The sequence below is a fragment of the Stenotrophomonas sp. SXG-1 genome, assembly GCF_014083965.1.
GTDB lineage: Bacteria > Pseudomonadota > Gammaproteobacteria > Xanthomonadales > Xanthomonadaceae > Stenotrophomonas > Stenotrophomonas geniculata.
This window is the reverse complement of record NZ_CP046588.1, coordinates 2,398,617-2,416,101: the sequence shown is the minus strand read 5'-3', so window position 1 is coordinate 2,416,101 and position 17,485 is coordinate 2,398,617. Positions and strand designations below refer to the sequence as shown.

Annotated in this window: 17 protein-coding genes; 2 read left to right on the top strand and 15 right to left on the bottom strand. The window is 66.2% G+C overall.

All coding sequences use genetic code 11. The features are described from left to right. Window positions 1-46: 46 nt before the first annotated feature. The 5 genes from GOC52_RS11100 to GOC52_RS20770 all read right to left on the bottom strand — a co-directional run bounded on the left by GOC52_RS11100 (window position 47) and on the right by GOC52_RS20770 (window position 3,646). Window positions 47-973, bottom strand: a complete 927-nt coding sequence (locus GOC52_RS11100) for an ABC transporter six-transmembrane domain-containing protein (RefSeq protein WP_191849423.1) — start codon at window positions 971-973, stop codon at window positions 47-49. A 270-nt stretch (window positions 974-1,243) separates the two neighbouring features. Next, window positions 1,244-2,320 (bottom strand): ATP-binding protein, encoded by a 1,077-nt coding sequence (locus GOC52_RS11095; RefSeq protein WP_049481079.1) that lies wholly within the window; start codon window positions 2,318-2,320, stop codon window positions 1,244-1,246. Window positions 2,321-2,324: 4 nt separating this feature from the next. Beyond that, complete coding sequence (locus GOC52_RS11090; protein WP_043396059.1) at window positions 2,325-3,041, bottom strand: response regulator; 717 nt, start codon at window positions 3,039-3,041, stop codon at window positions 2,325-2,327. Between the two features lie 47 nt (window positions 3,042-3,088). Then, window positions 3,089-3,349, bottom strand: coding sequence for a hypothetical protein (locus GOC52_RS20775; RefSeq protein ID WP_238794395.1), 261 nt, complete (start codon window positions 3,347-3,349; stop codon window positions 3,089-3,091). A 39-nt stretch (window positions 3,350-3,388) separates the two neighbouring features. Next, the gene (locus GOC52_RS20770; protein ID WP_238794394.1) at window positions 3,389-3,646 is read right to left on the bottom strand and encodes a hypothetical protein; all 258 of its coding nucleotides are present in this window, start codon (window positions 3,644-3,646) and stop codon (window positions 3,389-3,391) included. Window positions 3,647-3,882: 236 nt separating this feature from the next. Between GOC52_RS20770 and GOC52_RS11080 the strand changes: the two genes are divergently transcribed. Together GOC52_RS11080 and GOC52_RS11075 are read left to right on the top strand one after the other, a co-directional pair. Then, window positions 3,883-5,064 (top strand): efflux RND transporter periplasmic adaptor subunit, encoded by a 1,182-nt coding sequence (locus GOC52_RS11080; protein ID WP_191849420.1) that lies wholly within the window; start codon window positions 3,883-3,885, stop codon window positions 5,062-5,064. Window positions 5,065-5,066: 2 nt separating this feature from the next. Continuing rightward, window positions 5,067-7,010 carry a MacB family efflux pump subunit gene (locus GOC52_RS11075; protein ID WP_191849418.1) on the top strand — a complete coding sequence of 648 codons (1,944 nt, stop codon included), beginning with the start codon at window positions 5,067-5,069 and terminating at the stop codon, window positions 7,008-7,010. Window positions 7,011-7,035: 25 nt separating this feature from the next. Here GOC52_RS11075 and GOC52_RS11070 read toward each other — a convergent pair whose 3' ends face one another. The 10 genes from GOC52_RS11070 to GOC52_RS11025 form a co-directional block, all read right to left on the bottom strand. After that, complete coding sequence (locus GOC52_RS11070; protein WP_191849416.1) at window positions 7,036-8,745, bottom strand: PAS domain S-box protein; 1,710 nt, start codon at window positions 8,743-8,745, stop codon at window positions 7,036-7,038. Between the two features lie 233 nt (window positions 8,746-8,978). Beyond that, window positions 8,979-9,938: a cation diffusion facilitator family transporter gene (locus GOC52_RS11065; RefSeq protein ID WP_191849414.1), complete on the bottom strand. Its 960-nt coding sequence runs from the start codon at window positions 9,936-9,938 to the stop codon at window positions 8,979-8,981. 69 nt (window positions 9,939-10,007) lie between these two features. Beyond that, window positions 10,008-10,592: an AprI/Inh family metalloprotease inhibitor gene (locus GOC52_RS11060; RefSeq protein WP_049455165.1), complete on the bottom strand. Its 585-nt coding sequence runs from the start codon at window positions 10,590-10,592 to the stop codon at window positions 10,008-10,010. A gap of 208 nt (window positions 10,593-10,800) precedes the next feature. After that, window positions 10,801-11,058: a hypothetical protein gene (locus GOC52_RS11055; protein WP_046983345.1), complete on the bottom strand. Its 258-nt coding sequence runs from the start codon at window positions 11,056-11,058 to the stop codon at window positions 10,801-10,803. Further along, window positions 11,055-12,407, bottom strand: a complete 1,353-nt coding sequence (locus GOC52_RS11050) for a TFIIB-type zinc ribbon-containing protein (RefSeq protein WP_191849412.1) — start codon at window positions 12,405-12,407, stop codon at window positions 11,055-11,057. The genes GOC52_RS11055 and GOC52_RS11050 overlap by 4 nt, the downstream gene beginning before the upstream one ends. Before the next feature lie 20 nt (window positions 12,408-12,427). Next, a complete protein-coding gene (locus tag GOC52_RS11045; RefSeq protein ID WP_191849411.1) occupies window positions 12,428-13,567 on the bottom strand; it encodes an SPFH domain-containing protein in 1,140 nt (379 codons plus the stop codon). A 101-nt stretch (window positions 13,568-13,668) separates the two neighbouring features. Continuing rightward, window positions 13,669-14,577, bottom strand: a complete 909-nt coding sequence (locus GOC52_RS11040; RefSeq protein WP_258306715.1) for an NAD(P)-dependent oxidoreductase — start codon at window positions 14,575-14,577, stop codon at window positions 13,669-13,671. A 27-nt stretch (window positions 14,578-14,604) separates the two neighbouring features. Then, window positions 14,605-15,897, bottom strand: coding sequence for a transporter (locus tag GOC52_RS11035; RefSeq protein WP_191849409.1), 1,293 nt, complete (start codon window positions 15,895-15,897; stop codon window positions 14,605-14,607). 46 nt (window positions 15,898-15,943) lie between these two features. After that, window positions 15,944-16,693 (bottom strand): hypothetical protein, encoded by a 750-nt coding sequence (locus GOC52_RS11030; protein WP_191849406.1) that lies wholly within the window; start codon window positions 16,691-16,693, stop codon window positions 15,944-15,946. Between the two features lie 12 nt (window positions 16,694-16,705). After that, window positions 16,706-17,410 (bottom strand): C39 family peptidase, encoded by a 705-nt coding sequence (locus GOC52_RS11025; RefSeq protein ID WP_019659781.1) that lies wholly within the window; start codon window positions 17,408-17,410, stop codon window positions 16,706-16,708. Between the last annotated feature and the right edge of the window lie 75 nt (window positions 17,411-17,485).

Below are 17,485 nucleotides of genomic sequence, written 5' to 3'. Positions count from 1 at the left end.
GTTGGCCCCGCGATGTGTCGGTGCCCATCAAGGTGGCATCTACCGGTCAAGCGGCGTCCTTGTGCTCCGCGTCGTCCATCCCGGGACTGACTCGCCGGCCGATGTCCTTCAGCCGTGCAAGCTGGTCCACCATCGACGGCGCATCGTCCAGGCTGCCGACGAAGGTCCACAGATAGGTCATCACCGCGTAGACGTGGCCCGGCGTGACACCCTCAGTGGTGGCGAGGCGGCCGATGGTCAGCGCGAACAATGCCGCGGCAGCCAGTCCGATCACCACGTAGGCGCCGGCCTCGCGGTCTGACAACAGGATGCGCAGGCGCGACAGCGTGGTGTAGTGGCGGCGCAGCACCGAGGGACTGACCCGGTCGACCAGCCGGATTTCGTGTTCCAGGCGGTTGTTCAGGCGGCCATGCAGCTGCTCGTTGCGGCGTGCGAACGAGGGCAGCACCAGCAGGGCGCCGAGCAGGGTGACCAGGCCAGCGGCACCGACCATCGGCTCGATCGCCAGCAGCATGGCCACCGCACCGAACATCGATGCCAGCCCGGTGGCGATGATCGGCACGTGCTTTTCAAAAAAGTCGACGAACTCGCGGGCCAGCACCACGCGTGCCGCCGAGGTGGACGTGGCCTGGCCCAGCCGACGCTGCGCCTGCACCACGTTCACCGCCAGATCGGCATAGATGCGGGTGAAGGTGCGTGTATCGACCGCTCGACGGGCGGCACCGACCAACCAGAACATCAGTACCACGCCGGCATAGGAGACGGCATGGCCGATGTTGCTGCTGATGATCGCGTCCACCGCGAAGCCGGCGAACAAGGGATAGGCCAGCAGCAGTGTGTTCTCCAGTGCCACCAGCGAGAACGTGCCGGTGAGCTGCCAGGGGTAGGTGCGCAGGATGGCCTTCAGGGTGGCGGCCGCATTCTGCTGGCCGATGCTGCCGGCGGCGGCCGCTGGATCATGGGGGTGTTTCATGGGGTGCCTGGGTGGGTCGGGGACAGGGCAGGGGACGATGCCTGCCATCTCCCGGGTCGCGCCCAGTATCTGCAGCCCTTTGGAGCGGGCATGGAGGGACGATGGAGATTGCGTGGAGGAACCGGCGGCGTTCAGCGGAGGGCGTGGTGCCCAGCAAGGTGGGCAACTACCAGAGTCGTGGTGGTCGCCAACCTTGGTTGGCGCCGCAGTGTGCCGATGCCCACCAAGGTGGGCCGCTACCAGGGCAGCGTCTGCCGCAACGCCGTGCTCTCAACGACGCGCGTGCACCGGCCAGCGGATTTCGAAGGCACTGCCGCCACGTTCGGTAGCCCGGCATCGCGCCGTTCCGTGATGGGCCACGGCAATCGCCCGCACCACCGCCAGGCCGAGCCCGGAGCCGCCGCTCTGCCGCGAGCGCGACACATCGGTGCGCTGGAAGGCTTCAAAGATGCTGTCGCGAAGGTCGTCCGGCACACCGGGGCCACCATCCTCAACGGTCACGGTGCAATGGCCTTCGGCCAGCGTGACGCGGACCTGCAGCGGGCAGGGAATGGCATGGCGGCGAGCGTTTTCCAGCAGTGCCAGCACCGCCTGGCGGATGCGCGCGGGATCGCAGTCGGCCAGCGAAGACCGTGCGTCCAACGTCACCGAGAAACCACTCTCGGTCAGCGCCTCCGACATCGCTTCGACCACCGCCGCCACCTGCACGCTGACGTCGCTGCGCTGCAGGCGCAGATCGAGGTGGCCGCTCTCGGCTAGGCTGACCACGCGCAGGTCCTCGATGATGCGGGTCAGGCCCTCCAGCTGGGTGAGCATGCTGTTGAACTGCTCCGGCCCCGGCTCGAACACGCCTTCGGCGATGCCCTGCAGGCGGCCGCGCAGGATGGTCATCGGCGTGCGAAGTTCGTGTGCGATCGCCGCGTTCCAGAACACGCGGTTCTCCGACATCCGGCTCAATCGCTCGGCCATGGAATTGAAGTCGCTGACCAGCGTGGCGGCCTCGGTCATCGAGGTGTCACCGCCGCGCGCACGCGCCTCCAGATCACCGCTGGCGACGCGACGCAGGCTTTCGGCGACCGAGTTCAGCGGGGTGATGATGCGCCGGGTCAGGCGCGAGGCGATCAATGTGGCCAGCGCAACGACCACGGTGGCGGTCAGGCCGATCCACAGCCATTCCAGGCCTGACGGCATGATGGTTTCCGGTTCGTCGTACCAGCGTGGATAGAACACCTCCATCAGGTAATAGAACAGGTAGAAACCACTGATCGACAGTACGGTTGAACACAGCGACGCGACCGTGATGGAGAGCGTGATCTGGCGCCCGATGCTCTTGCCTTTGGGGTTCATCGGCTCAGTCCAGGAAGCGGTAGCCGACACCGCGGATGGTGGCGGGAATGCCGATGACGCCTACTTCCTCCAGCTTGCGGCGCAGCTTGCTGACGTGGCTGTCCACGGTGCGCTCCTGCGCATCGCCTTCCGGCAGGCAGGTCTGGAGCAGATCCAGCCGGCTGTGCACCATGCGCGGTGCGCGCGCCATGTGTACCAGCAGACGGAACTCGGTGAGCGTGAAACTCAGAGCATGCACGTGGTCATCGGTGCGCACGGTGACTTCATGGCTGCGCAGGTCGATCTCGAACGGCCCCTGCCGGATCAGCCCGTTGGGTTCTTCTGCAATGGGCTTCGCGCTACGGCGCAGCACCGCCTGGATGCGGGCGACGATCTCGGCGGGATTGAATGGCTTGGCCACGTAGTCGTCGGCACCGACGCGCAGGCCAGTGAGCTTGTCCACGTCCTGGTCCAGTGCGGTGAGCATGATTACCGGGGTGTTGCCGCGCCGGCGCAACTCGCTCAGCACCTGCCAGCCGTCCATCTTCGGCATCTGCACGTCCAGCAGCACCAGGTCGGGGCGCAGCTGGCGGTGGCTGGTGAGGGCGGCTTCGCCGTCGGCGGCGCGGGCGCTGCGCAGCCCGGAGCGGGCCAGGTAGGCGCCGAGAATGTCGGCGATTTCGCCTTCATCTTCGGCAATCAGCACCAGGGGCGCCAGGCGCGTGCGGGCATCGGATTTCATTGCATGCTGCGGTTTCAAGTGAGGAATGGGAAACGCCGGCGACGGTGTCATCGTGGCCGTTCCAGGGTCTGCGCTTCTTCGTGGGCGGCCCAGGCCAGGGTGGCCAGCACCAGCGTGTGCTGCAGGGCGGGCGCCAGTGTTGCGGTCGCGCGCAGGTGCTGTGCGAGCAGGGTCGATACGGCCGCAGGCAGCTTGCTCCACCGTGATTCCATGGCCGTTGCGTCCACCCGGTCCTGCAGGCGGCGGGCCATGCGGACCACGGCCCGAAGGCGCAGGGCAAGCAACGCAGCCACCAGGACAGCCGCCATCCCTGCTGGCATGAGGCTCACGTCCGCGCTGGAGGCGGACTAGGCCGCGAGACCGATCAGCGCCAGCGATGCCAGGGTGCCCGCGCGCGCCGAATGGCTGGGGCCTTCGCTGCGGAACCACACCAGCGCGGCGGCACCGGCGCCCGCCAACAGGGGCGGCGCCGGGTTCGCGCTGGCAAGCATCCAGGCACTGGTGGACGTCAGCACCAGTGCAAGCAGCCACGGCGAAGGCGCGCACCAGGCAAGGTAGGCGCGGCGGATATCGATGGGAGGCAGGTCTGGAAACGGAAGGGACACGGCGGGAGCGCAGTCGGCGAGGCCGACAAGGCTAGGAGCCGTTGATGGAGACTTGGTCGAGATTGTGTCGAGATTTCGTGGACGCGATCCGTGCCGTTCAGGAGCGGGCCCCGTGCCTGAACGGATGTGCGGCCTCCATGCAATCTCCACAGTGGCTCCAAGAAACATCCACCACCACCTTCCAGACTGCGGCTTCTGCGGTCACATCCGGTGGCTGCGTGCATGCGAGCCTTCCGATGAACAACCGCAGGACCTGGATCATTGCCGCAATCGTTGTACTTCTTGCAGGCGGCACCGGTGGGTGGCTGTTCGCCGAAGGTGATGATGCCGCGCTGATCACGGCCCCGGCAAGGGTGGCGGACCTGGAAAAGACTGTGCAGGCAGTCGGCCGGGTCAACCCCAAGGAACTGGTGGCGGTGGGCGCGCAGGTGTCGGGCCAGGTCACGCGCCTGCATGTGGTGCTGGGCCAGCGCGTGCACGCTGGCGACCTGATTGCCGAAGTGGATTCGCAGCCGCAGCGCATCGCCCTGCGCAGCGCCGAAGCGGCTGCCAACACGCTGCGTGCCCAGCACGCGGCCAGCCAGGCGCGCTACGCCCAGGCCATCCGCGTGCATGAGCGCCAGGCGCAGCTGGTGGCGTCGCGGCTTGTTTCGCAGGAAGGTTTCGAGACCGCACGGGTGGCGCGCGAAGCGGCGCGCTCGGACGTCGCAGCGCTGCAGGCCCAGATCGACCAGGCGGTGACCCAGGTGGAAACCGCGCGGATCAACCTGGGCTACACCCGCATCGTCTCACCTTCCGACGGCTACATCGTGGCCATCGTCACCAAGGCCGGGCAGACGCTGAACTCGATGCAGACCACGCCGACCATCGTGATGCTGGCACAGATGGACACGATGACGGTTCGCACCGAGATCGCGGAGGCCGATGTGGAACTGATCGCGCCTGGCCAACCCTTGTGGTTCTCCACGCTGGGGCCGGGTGGACGCCGCTACGAATCGCATCTGCAGCAGCTTGAACCTGCGCCGTCGTCGATTGCCGACGTGGCCGCCGGCAACACCGGCGGATCGGCGCAGACGCCGAAGGCGGTGTACTACGCCGGGTTGTTCGACGTGGCCAACCCGGGCTTGATGCTGAAGCCCTCGATGACGGTGAAGGTGACGATCCAACTGGCACGCGTGGCCAATGCACTGCAGGTGCCGCTGACAGCGCTGGGCGAGTCCGACGACAAGAACAGCAACCGCGCAACCGTGCAGGTGGTCGATGCGAAAGGCCGTGCCCGCGAGCGCGCAGTGACCACCGGGCTGCGCACCGCCACCGCCGTGCAGATCCTGTCTGGCCTGGAAGCGGGCGAGAACGTGGTGGTCGGGCAGGCGCCCAGCGGCGCGGAAGCCGAGCCCACCAGCCTGCTGGGGATGTGAGCATGGTCGACGCGCTGCTGGAACTGCATGGCGTATCGCGCGCCTATCGCTCGGCCGCCGGCGAGGTGGTGGTGTTGAAGGACGTGTCGCTGCGCATCGAGGCGGGCCAGTTCATCGCGATCATCGGCCCGTCCGGTTCGGGCAAATCCACGCTGATGAACATTCTGGGCTGCCTGGACCGGCCAAGCGAAGGCAGCTACCGGGTGCAGGGCGCAGCAACCGAGCAGATGTCACAGGATGAACTGGCGCACCTGCGCCGCGAGCATTTCGGCTTCATCTTCCAGCGCTACAACCTGATGGAGAACCTGAGCGCCACGGAAAATGTGGCATTGCCGGCGGTCTATGCCGGCGTGGATGCCGATGCGCGCACCGCCCGTGCGCGCATGCTGCTGGAAACGCTGGGATTGGGGGAGCGCACTACGAACCGGCCCAGCCAGCTGTCCGGCGGCCAGCAGCAGCGCGTTTCCATTGCGCGTTCGCTGATGAACGGCGGCGCCATCGTGCTGGCCGACGAGCCGACCGGCGCGCTGGATCATGCCAGCGGCCGGCAGGTGATGGCGGAACTCAAGCGCCTGCATGCGCAGGGCCATACCGTGATCCTGGTGACCCATGATGCGGCGATCGCCGCGCACGCTTCACGCGTGATCGAGATCGCAGACGGTCGGGTCGTTTCCGACCGTGGTATGGGTGATCCTCCGGCAGCACGCAATGCTGCTGCCCACGAGCGCAGTCCAGAACCGGGCGCCGAGCGCCGCGCGCGCCTGGATGCAATCAGGGAAGCTGCACGGATGGCGGTACGTTCGATGCTGGCCCATCGCCTGCGCACCCTGCTGACCATGCTGGGCATCATCATCGGCGTGGCTGCGGTGGTGACCGTGGTTGCGTTGGGCAAGGGCGCACAGGCACAGGTCGAGTCACAGATCAACGAACTGGGTGCCAGTACGCTGGACATCTTCCCGGGCGCGGACTTTGGTGACCCGCGCTCGGGCGAGATTGAAACGCTGGTGGTGGACGATGCCGATCACCTGGCCGCATTGAGTTACGTAGACAGCGTAAGCCCCAACCTGAGCGGTTCGGTGGCGGCACTGCAGGGCAACCGGCGCGCCAACACGCAGGTGCTTGGCGTGGGCGCTGATCTACCGCGTGTGCGCGGGCTGCGCCTGAAGGCGGGCCGGTTCTTCACCGATGCCGAGGTGGAGGCACATCGCGCGGTGGGCGTGGTCGACCAGAAGGCGGCCAAGGCATTGTTCAGCGGCAATCCGATCGGCGGCACGGTGCTGCTGGGCGGCATGCCGGTGGAAGTGATCGGCGTGGTTGGCCCCAACGCATTCGCCGGCGGAGCGACGCCGACGGTGTATGTGCCGTACACCTCCGCGTCCTCGCGTCTGCTTGGCAGCCAGCGGCTGGAGAGCATTACCGTACGCGTGCGGGATGACGTGCCAACCACCGCCGCTGAAGCCTCGCTGGGTGCGGAGCTGCAACGCCTGCACGGCCGGCGTGATTTCTTCATCTACAACGCCGACCAGATCCGCAAGGCGGTGATGAAGTCCAGCCAGACCATGGCGGCACTGGTTTCGGCCATTGCAGCGGTGGCGCTGGTGGTCGGTGGCGTGGGGGTGATGAACATCATGCTGGTGTCGGTGAAGGAGCGCGTGCGCGAGATCGGTGTGAGGCTGGCGGTGGGTGCCCGGCAGGGCGACATCCTGCGCCAGTTCCTGATCGAGGCCGTGTTGATCTGCCTGTTCGGCGGGGTGCTGGGGGTTTTGTTCGCGTTGGCTGTGGGCGCCTTGTCCAGCCTGCTGTCGCTGGGGGTGCCGTTCCTGTTCACGCCTGGGCCGGTGATCGCCGCGCTGGCATGTTCGTCTGCGATCGGGCTCGGTTTCGGCTACTTCCCGGCGCGCAGTGCCGCACAGCTGGACCCGATCCAGGCGTTGGCGGCGGAGTAGGGTCGCGCCCGCTGCGGGGAGAGTCTCAGGTTGCCGGTCGCGGGTGCGTGCGCACGCGTGCGCGCTCGCGGTACAGGCGACTGTCGGCACGCTGCAGGGTGTCGGCCACCGACTCACCCGGGGCGTGGTGGGTCGCACCCAGTGAGAAGGGCGAGGGTGACCGACCGGCCTGCTGCGTATACCACTGCTCCAGCGCGGCCAACCGCCCCGGCTCCGGGCAGGTCAGCACCACCATGAACTCGTCGCCGCCCATGCGCACTACGCTTTCCATCGCCCCCAGTGGAGCGCGCAGGAAGGCGGCGAACTCGACCAGCACAGTGTCCCCCCGCGCGTGGCCCTGCGTATCGTTGATCTGCTTGAAATGATCCAGATCGAACATCAGGCAGGCCCAGGGTTGATCAACCAGCTCGTCCAGGCGCGGCAGGAAGCGGCGGTTGTAGCTCTGGGTCAGCGGGTCCTTGAAGGACATCTCGCGCAGCTGCTGCTCCTGCATCCGCAGTGCAGTCACATCCTGCGCATGGCCCAGCACATAGGGAGGGTTCGCCTCGCTGTCGAGCACGTTGTGATATGCCCAGAAATGGCGGGTGCCATCGGCGGCGATCAGTTCGATGACGCCGGCATCGGTGTGGTTGACCGTGATCCGCGCGAGATAGGCCTTGAATGCAGCACGCTTCTCGGGAGGCATCAGATCGCACAGGCTGCGCCCGATCATATGAGTCTCATCGAAGCCCAGCGACTGCACGGCCGCCGGGTTCACCGATGTCAGCACGCCCTCCAGCGTGTGCGTGCAGATCAGGCCGAGGCTGTAGTGGAACAGGCGCCGGTAGCGCGTCTCGCTCGCCTCCAGGGCATCCAGCGCGGCACGCTCCTCGGTGATGTCCTGGATGGCGCCGACCAGGCGAGGGTGCCCATCCACCTGCTGACGGCCACCGACCACCCGGGTCCAGATGGAGCGCCCATCGGCGGTGGTCATCGGCAGCTGCACTTCCCATGAGGTGCCTTCATCGATGCAGCGCTGGACCGCGCTGCGGATGATGTTGCGACTGTCCTCCCGATAGAAGGACAGTGCGGTGTCGAACGTGGGTTGATAATTGCCACGCACGCCGTGGATCTGCTTGGTTTCGCGGGTCCAGCGCACTTCGTGGGAGAGCAGGTCCATCTCCCAGCCGCCCACCCGTGCCGCGCGGTTGGTGCGTTCCAGGAAGTCCTCGCTGCGTTTCAGTTCGCGGTGCAGTGCCTTGGCCTGGCCGACCTGTGCCATCAGGGTGCTGCGCTGCTCCAGCACCTGGGTGGTGACCCGCGCCAGATGCACCATCAGTTCGCGCTGCGAGGGCGACAGTACACCCGGCATCGGATCGAGCAGGCACAGTGTTCCGATACGGGCACCCTGCGCCGACCCAAGCGAGATTCCCGCGTAGTGGCGGATGCGCGGGCCACCGGTCACCAGGGGGTTGGTGGAGAATCGCGGGTCCTGCCGGGCATCCGGGATCTCGAACAGTTCGTCCTGTTCGATGGCGTGGGTACAGAACGAGATGTCGCGTGCGGTCTCGCTGACACCTTCAAGGCCGATATTGGCCTTGAACCACTGGCGCTCCTCGGCCACCACCGAGATCAGGCCCATGGTCATGCCGGTAGCTGCGCGGGCGGCAGCAACGATTGCATCGAACACCGGTTCGGCCGGCGTGTCGAGCAGGTGCAGGCGGTCGATTTCAAGCAGGCGGTCGGCTTCGTCCATGGCGCTTTGCAGGGCTGGGTGGCGAGGGCGGCTTCGGCGGCTGTCAGGTACTACGCTAGTGCGCACCACGTTATGTATCGCTACGGTGAGGTGATGCCGACGTGACGCGCTTCCGCCTGCGTTTGCGAACTGCACGCGAGGGGTGAAAAAGCGTGACGGTGGTCGCGAACGAGCGCGCGCCGGCGGAGCTTGCATCGGAGGATCTGCAGGGCAAAGCGCGTACAGAGACATCATCAGTCCGGTGCTGGCGGCGTGGCCAGTGCGGCGCGCCGGGCAGCATAGACCTCCGGCGTCTGCGGCTTGACGAACAGTGCCACCAATTCCGGAAACTCCTGCTTCACTGCAGTTTCGATGCGGGTGATGCAGGCCTCGATCTGCGGCGTGCGCCGGTCATCCTCGAATTCCGCGCTGAGCATGGCCACGACCTGCTGTGGTCCCATCTGCATGGTGGTCACGCCATTGGCGCGGCGCAGGTCTGGATCGGTTTCGGCCACGGCCATGATCCGCTCAGCCACCGCAGGATGGGCCGGCTCACCCACCAGCAGTCCCTTGGTTTCGCGTGCGAGAAGAAAGGCGGTGGCGGCAAGCACGCCCGCGATGCACAGTGACGCCACACCATCAAGCACCGGCATGTCCAGGGCCTGGGCGGCCACGAGCCCGATCAGTGCGAAAACCAGGCCCAGCAGGGCCGCGCTATCCTCCAGCAGCACGGTAAAGGTGGACGGGTCCTTGCTGCGGCGGAAAGCTTCGAAGTAGCCAAGTCTGCCCTTGGTGCGCCGGAACTCACGCAGCGCCACCCACCAGGAAGCCCCCTCGAACAGGATGGAAATGCCCAGCACGCTGTAGCTCAACGCGTGGTTGGTAGCTGGCTCCGGCCGGCGGATGTGCTGGATGCCTTCGTAGGCCGAAACGCCGGCACCGGCGGCGAACACCAGCAGGGCGACGATGAAGCTCCAGAAATACAGTTCGCGGCCATAGCCGAATGGATGTACCGGGTCCGGTGCCTTTCCGGCACGGCGCAGTCCATACAGCAACAGCAGTTCATTAAGGGTGTCGACCAGCGAATGCACGCCCTCGCTGAGCATGGCCGAGCTGCCGGAGATGCCGGCTGCGATGAACTTGGCGATGGCAATGGCCAGGTTGCCGGCGAGGGCGGCGTAGATGACCAGGCGGGAACCAGTGGGAGCGGACATTTCGGCGGCGGGGTGAGGCGGATTCCTGATCTTCCCGATCAGCGCGTGCCTACTGTGTGCACGATGCGATCAGTGCCCCTTGGGATTGAGATACAAACGTGCCCCATCCGATTCACGGTAGCCCGTCCAACGCCCACCTCCCGACGCGCGAAAACGCCCGAAGACCGTATTGCTGGTATCGGTCAGCAGCAGCTGGTTGCCCGACAGCACCCAGCGGTTGGCCGAGAAGAATCCGTCCGGGCAGCCGGCAGGCACGTAGGCGCTGTAGCCACCGAACCACTCACTGTTCTTCAGCTCGATGGTGCAGGTGCTGCCGTTCTCCTGGCCCAGCGTCCAGCTGCCGAACAGATCGCTGTCGCGCACATCGCGGTCGCCGCGGTGGCGGTCATGGCTCCAGTCGTCGTTGTCGTCGTGGAAACCGAAGCCGACGTCGATCTCTTTGCTTTCGCTGCGTGATTCGGACTGCGAGCTGCCGCTGGTGGTGGTCTGGGTGGTCACCGAGCCACTGGTCCGGGTCTCTGTGCTGCTCGATTGGGTGGCCTGGTCGGTGCGGGTGGTCTGTTCGCCGAAGCCGAACGAGGCGTCCTGGGCAAGGGCGGGCAGGGCCAGGAAGTACAGCGCCGACAGGCAGCTACAGGCAAGCAGGGCAGCCATCGCAGGATCCTCGGAAGGGTGGATCGCGCGAGTATCGAACCGGTGGGGTGGGAGACGGTGTGAGGGCGCGCCCTGAGGCAAGCCAGCCAAGGGTAGGTGCTGTCCGCTGAAGGGTAGTGCCGGCCGCTGGCCGGCTCCCCTTTGACGCTCAGAGACCGAAGGAGTGCCGGCCAGCGGCCGGCATTACCCGCAGCCAGGCGGCCTGGCTCTACTGATCGGGCTTCACCCTCACCACCCGTTTCCGGTACTCATACACGTTGTCACCGCGGATGCGCTTCTCCTCGGTGCCGGTGACCCGGCCCACCTGCTGGTCCGAACCGGTCACGGGCTGTGCCTCGATTTCGGTCTCGTGCTCGAAGGAGTGCGATTTGTCGGTGTTGCGGTAATAGCGGTACAGCGCCCAGTACAGCGCGGTCGCGCCGGCTGGACCTGCCGCCAACAGCCAGAGGCCACTGTCGTCACTCATGTCGATGCCACCAGGAAGGCAATTGCGAGGGCTTCAATGACGGTGCCGGTGGCCAGGGCCGCCAGCAGCATCTTCCATTGCTGCACGGGCACGCTGCCCATGGTTTCGCCGGTACGGCCGTTCACTGCGATGTAGTGCAGCATGCCGCCGTTCCTGCCGGGCTGGTGGTACGAATACAACCACACCGGCAGGTACATCGACACCCAGCGGGTGCCATGCACCTCCAGTTGTTCCTGCTCCCAGCGCACGCCACGGTTGTAGCGCTTCACCGAACCTTCCACCTGTGCGCGGGCAATCGACAGCAGCTGGTCTTCCAGTCGCGGCCGCAGCTTCTCCACGTCCAGGTTGCGCTTCTCCGAAGTGAAGCCAGCAAGGTACGAGGCATTCCACTTCACCGCGTTCTTGGTATCGAATGGCAGGATAGTGTTGATGATGTTGTTGGTGTTGGCGCGGATATCAAGATTCCCGCGCTCGGCCGAGGATTCCAGTGGCAGGTCATCCACGGTGAAATCGACCTGGCGTTCGACCTGGTAGACGTCGGCGTCATACAGGGTGCGCTTGTTCTTCTCGCTGCCCACGGTGTACTGCCGGGTCTGGATCTCGCCCTTGCCGGCCACAGCCGCGCTGACATTGCTGTCGACGATCATGTAGGGCAGGAACACGCCCACCACGTTTTCCGGGGTGAACTGGTCCTTGAATGCCTTCAGCGCGAACATGCGGCGCTTGTCGACGAACTGGCGGATGCGCGCGACCGCATCGTCCTTCTTGATATGGAAGGGCAGCACCGCATCGGGCACCGCGCCGTTGGCGATCTGCTCGTTGACGCCGAAGACGTGGCGGCACCAGTGGCAGCGCGCCGTCATCGTACTCTCGGTATTGACCGTGACTTCGGCGCCGCAACCGGTGCATTTGAACGTCATCAGTGCCGAGGTGTCGGCATCGATGTCACGTGCGCCAGAGGCGATGACCGTACCGCGCAGCTGGTCGATGGCTTCGCCAAGGCCGAATTCTTCCTCGACCCGCGCGCCATGCCATTCGTGACGGCAGTACAGGCAGACCAGGATATCGGTCCCGGCCTTCGGCCGGATGTCGGTTGCGCCGCACTTCGGGCAGCGGTTGAGACCGTCCTTCAGCTCGCTGGCCGAGGTATCGATGGCCACAGGATCGGGCGCTTCCACTTCATCGCGGATGGCCTGGGGCAGTTTGGAGGTGTCCAGCGGGAAGCTGCCGGGCAGGGGAGGGACGTCCTGCGGCGAACCGGGCCCATCCAACGACGCCGCCGGCAAGGGTGGCGGCGTCGCGGGCGCGGATCCGGGCAGCGGCGGTGGGCCGTTTCGGGGATCGGACATGTTGGGTGTACGTCCTGCCGTTACAGGCCCAGTGCCTTGGCCTTGAGCGCGTCGTAATCGCTCTGGGTGATCAAGCCCAGATCGAGCATTTCCTTGGCCTTCTTCAGCTTGGCGACCGGATCGTCGGCCGCCGGGGTGGCCGGCTGCTGCATGCCGCCGACACCGAACATGCCAGACGCCATGCCGACACCGACCAGACCTGCCGCGCCGCCGTTTTCGCCGGCCGACTGGATGCCCTGGGCGACGCTGGCCTGCAGGTTGGAATTGCCGCGCGAACCGGACAGCGCATCGGCGCGCTGCACGGTCTTCAGCAGCTCGCGGGTGTTGGCGTCGTACTCGATCGAGACGATGGCGGTCTTGACGATGGCCAGGCCGCGGTCGGACTTCCACTGGTAACCCTGTTCGACGGCGGCCGACAGGCTCTGCGCGAAGCCCAGCGAGTCCTGCTGCAGCTTGGTGATGCGGTTGCCCTTGCCCGGATCGTTGGTATACAGGCTGAAGGCCGGCGCCAGCGAACCGACCACTTCATTGAACAGCTGGCTGGCGGCGGCGTTGTCCAGATCGGTGAAGTCGAACACCTGGCCCGGCTGCAGGTAGCTGGCCGGCACGAAGTTCTTCACAAACAGGATCGGGTCGACGATCTTCAGCGTGTACGAGCCACGGGTGACCGCGCCTACCTGGGTGTTGAGGAAACCGTCGTCCCAGTAGATTTCCGACTGGGTGCCGAAGCGGTTGTCCGGCAGTTCCTTCAGCGAGACGAAATAGGCCGCCTGCTGCGAACCCGGCTGGCCGCCAAACTTGAAGCGTTCCCAGCTCTGCTTGATGAAGGTGCTGACCAGGCCGTCGCCGGCGAAGATCGACTGCGAGTTCAGATCGTCCGAGCGCCACTCGTAGCCACCCGGTTCGGCGACGAACGCGGTGATCGCGCCGTCCTGGAACAGCAGCAGGCCGTAGCCCTCCGGCACGATGATCTTCGAGCCGTTGCTGATGATGTTGGACGAGCCGCTGGTGTTGGAGCCGCGGCCGGCATTGGTGTCCTGCGGCACCGCCGCGAACAGGGCGGCCGTGGACGGCAGGCCCGCCGGCACGGTGTAGAAGTCCTTCCACTGGTCGGCCAGCACACCGCCAACCGCACCCTTCACCGCCTGTACCAGACCCATGACCAACTCCCTGTGATTCGAAGGCAGGCACCATGCCTGCCGAGCTGGACTGAATATAGCAGCGGTGGAGGACGGCAGTAGTGCCGGAACATGAATCCGGATCAGCGCCGGCCAGTGCCGGTTGGCCCGGCCCGTACCGCCTGCAGCACGGCCGCCATGTCCAGCGCCCCCGATCCGGACGCCAGTGCCTGTGCGAACAGCGCGTCGCTGGCGTCGATCAAGGGCGCATGCATGCCCACCTCATGGGCGGCAGCGGCTACCAGCCCACTGTTCTTGCGCACGTCGGTGATCGACGCCTGCACGCTGAAGTCACCACGGATCATTTTGTCCAGCTTGATTCGCGATACTTCGCTGGCCATCGGCCCTGCGTTGAGCACCTGCGCGAAGCGATCAAGCTCGATGCCGTGTGCTTCGGCGAAGTACACCGCTTCGGCCAAGCCGGTGACCAAGGTGATCAGGTACAGGTTCACCGCCAGTTTCATGCGCAGTGCGGACGGCACTGCACCACAGCACACCGTTTGCCTGCCCATCGGTGCAACCAGTGGGGCGGCTGCCGCGAGGTCGACATCGGCACCGGCCAGCAGGATCACCAGCTGCGCCGCTTCGGCCTGCACGCGTGAGCCAGACACCGGCGCTTCCACGTAGCGGCCGCCCGCGGCGCGGATCTGTTCGGCCAGCGCCTGTGAGTACGCTGCCGAGCTGGTACCCATGTTGATCAGCAGGCGGTCCTCGACCCGCTCGCCAAACGCCGCGCCATGCCGATCGAGCACGCTGTCGATGGCATCGTCATTGGCCAGCATCAGGATGAGGGTGTCGCAGGCCGCGAATACCTCGTCCACCGCCTCGCAGACGTTGATGCCGGCGGTGCGCGCGGCCGCATGGTTGCGGTCGGAGCGCGACCAGCCGCATACCTCGTAACCTGCGCGAGCCAGATGGGCCGCCATGGGCGTTCCCATCACTCCAAGTCCCAGGAATCCGATGCGCATGATGGACGTCCGCTGGCCGCAGATCGCCCATCATGCCATGGGCAGTGGCCGCTAGAGCATGTAAGGAATCTTGAACGCCAACGTGAAGTCCGGCGCATCCGGGGTCAGTCCGATGCCCAGCAACGTCACCAGCGTGGTGTGCTGGTTCAACGCATAGGTCACGCCCAGATTCAGTGATGCCGCATTGGCGTCACTGCCGATCACCTTCATCCACTTGCCACCCTGGAAGCGGGTGGAGGCGCGGGCGCTGATGCGGTCGCTGAAGGACAGGCTCAGGCTGGTGCGTTCATTGAACGCAAAGGCAACTCCGGCACCGAAGTACACCGAGCCGCCCAGCTTCACGTCGCCCGGATTGACCGTATCCGGATTGCTGTCGATGTCGCTGAAGCCGCGAGGGATGGAGTGTACGTACCCGATGTTGGCGAACAGGATGGCCGGGTCGGCGGTCTTCACCATCGACAGGCCGAGGTTGGCCTGCCATACGCCGTTGCCGGTGGGTTGCTCGCGCGGCACGGCGAAGCGGATGTAGTCGTCGTCATCGCGCTCGATCACCTTCCAGTCCAGGCCGTAGGGCGCGCGCCCGGTGGGGGCGGTGACACCGGCCGTGAGCACGGTCTCCGGGCGCCAGCCGCGTTCGCCGAACAGCCGGTAGTTCGCGCTCAGGCCAATGTCGCCCAGGCCATTGCCGTTGGTCTGCTCCTGCGCGATGGCGGCCGCTGCACCGCCGGCGCCGCCTTTCTGGTATACGGTGCGCCGCGCCAGGTAGGGCACATCCAGGTTGAGGGTCAGGTTCGGGCTGACGCCCCAGCGGGCCGCCACGTTATAGGTCAGCGAGTCGGACTCCACGTTCTCGATGGCGATATTGCCGAGGAAGATGGCGTCCAACGCGAGGAAGCCGTTGAGGGTGAGCTGCTTGCGGTCATAGCGGGCGTAGGTGAGGCTGTTCTCGATGGTGAAGCGACGGGAGAACAGGGCCGATTGCTGCTGCTTCACGTCGTCCACGCTGCGCCGCGACTCCTGCTTGGCCTGTTGGGCCTCGGCAGCGGTACTGGCGTAGCCCTCGCTGCTCGGTGGAACCGCGGCGGCCGCCGCCTGCGCCAATGGCGCGGCCGGTGGGGTCGAGGCTGGGCCCACCCGCCCGCCCAAGCGTGCCTGCATGGCCTGCACCTGCATGTCCAGTTCGCGCAGCCGCCGCACTTCCTGTGCGTAGTTGGCTTTCAGCTGTTCCAGCTGGTTGGCCAGGGCCTGCACGTCTGCGCCATCGTCAGACGTCGGCGGCGCGGCAAGGGCGGTGCCCGCCAGCGCCGCCAACGCCAACGGGGTGATTCTCATCAGGGTGTGCATGTTCGTGTCCTGCGTTGTGGAGCGTTTCCCCCAATGCCAGGCCCTGCTACTGGCCCGGCCCCATGCCGCGGTTCAACGCAATCGCCTGGGCCACGTTCTGGCTCAACGGCAGGTTGCCGCCCACGGCGTTGCGCACCAGCTCCAGCCGCAGCTGGTTGCTGGCGATCTGGCCGTCACCAGCGAGGGCGATGCCCTGGCCGACGCTGCCATTGCGGATCCACTGCTGCACCAGCCCCTGGCCATCCACCTGCAGCAGCAGGCGTGCTTGGTTGCCTTCCAGCACGGCCGTCGCGCTGGCGCCGGCCTGCTGCGCGGTGATGTTGCCTGCGCCATCAGAGAGAACAGCCGGCACACCACCCTCGCGGACGGTCAGCGTGGTGACGTTGCGCGCGACATTGCCATCGCCGGCCACCTGCACGCTCTGCACCAGGCCGCTGGCGTTGGCCAGGCCGCTGCTGTCGATGCTGCGTCCGTGGGTATCGGGCAGCGGCGCATCGGCTGCCGTGACATGCACGCTGGGCTGGAAGCTGAGCTTCGGCGCGCCACCACCACGGAAGTCCATGCCCAGGGTCAGGCTGCCCTGCAGGGTCGTGCCGTTGCTGGCCTGCCACTGCGACACCATGGTGACCCCGAACCAGGCAACGTTGTTGCCACACACGGTGTAGCGCCCCCGCATCAGGCTCAGCTCCGGGTCGGGGATTTCCGTGAGTCCACGCCCGGTCCTGCCGTCGGCGGCCTGCAGGGGCAGGGCAGGGGCCATCAGCAGCAGAGCCATCCATACGTGTTGACGGAACATGGTCGTACCTCCTCAGAACAGGTCGGCGTGGCTGAAGCCGAAGTCGACCAGTTCGGCATCGGTGATCGGCCCTTGCCGCGCATAGAGCGCGCGGGCACTTGGCCGTTCGCTGGGTTGCAGAAGAACGGTGTTGCGATCGAAGTCGCTGCCGATCACCACGAAGACCGCGCGAGATGGCCAGGCAGCCAGGAACTCCGGCAGCGCCAGGCTGCGGTTGCCGAGGATCGGGTCGGCCACTTCCACGATGCCGTTGCGGACCTGCTTGAGCACCACGAAATGGCGGAAGCCGCGCACATCCATCAGCACCAGTCCTGGCACGCGGAGGGTGCGCAGTCGTGTTTCATCGATGCGGTAGCCCCGGCCACGCATGCCCAGCGATTCCACGTAGCGCTTGATGTCGAGCAGGGAGAAGCCGCGTTCGGCCACCAGCGCTGGATCGGAAACCCCCATCATTCCTTCGATCACCGTCGCTTCGTCGGTCTGCAGGTGATAGGCATGGCGCAGGATGGTCGCCAATGCGGCCGCCCCGCAGCTGTAATCGGTGTGCTGGCGCACCACGTTGCGGTAGCGCCGCTCCTGCATGCTTTCCACCTTCTGCTGCAGCAGCGCGCCATTGGGCAGCACGCCGGCGAAGTGGACCTCGCCCGCCCATGCCGATGCGGTGCCCATCAGCAACAGGAAGGCCAGCAGGCGCATCGATGGAGGGCAACGGATCATCTACGTTCTCCGGCAGCAGGGGGGAGCCCCTGTCCCAAGGGGGAGGAGGAACAGGGGCTCCCGGGGACCCGGCCA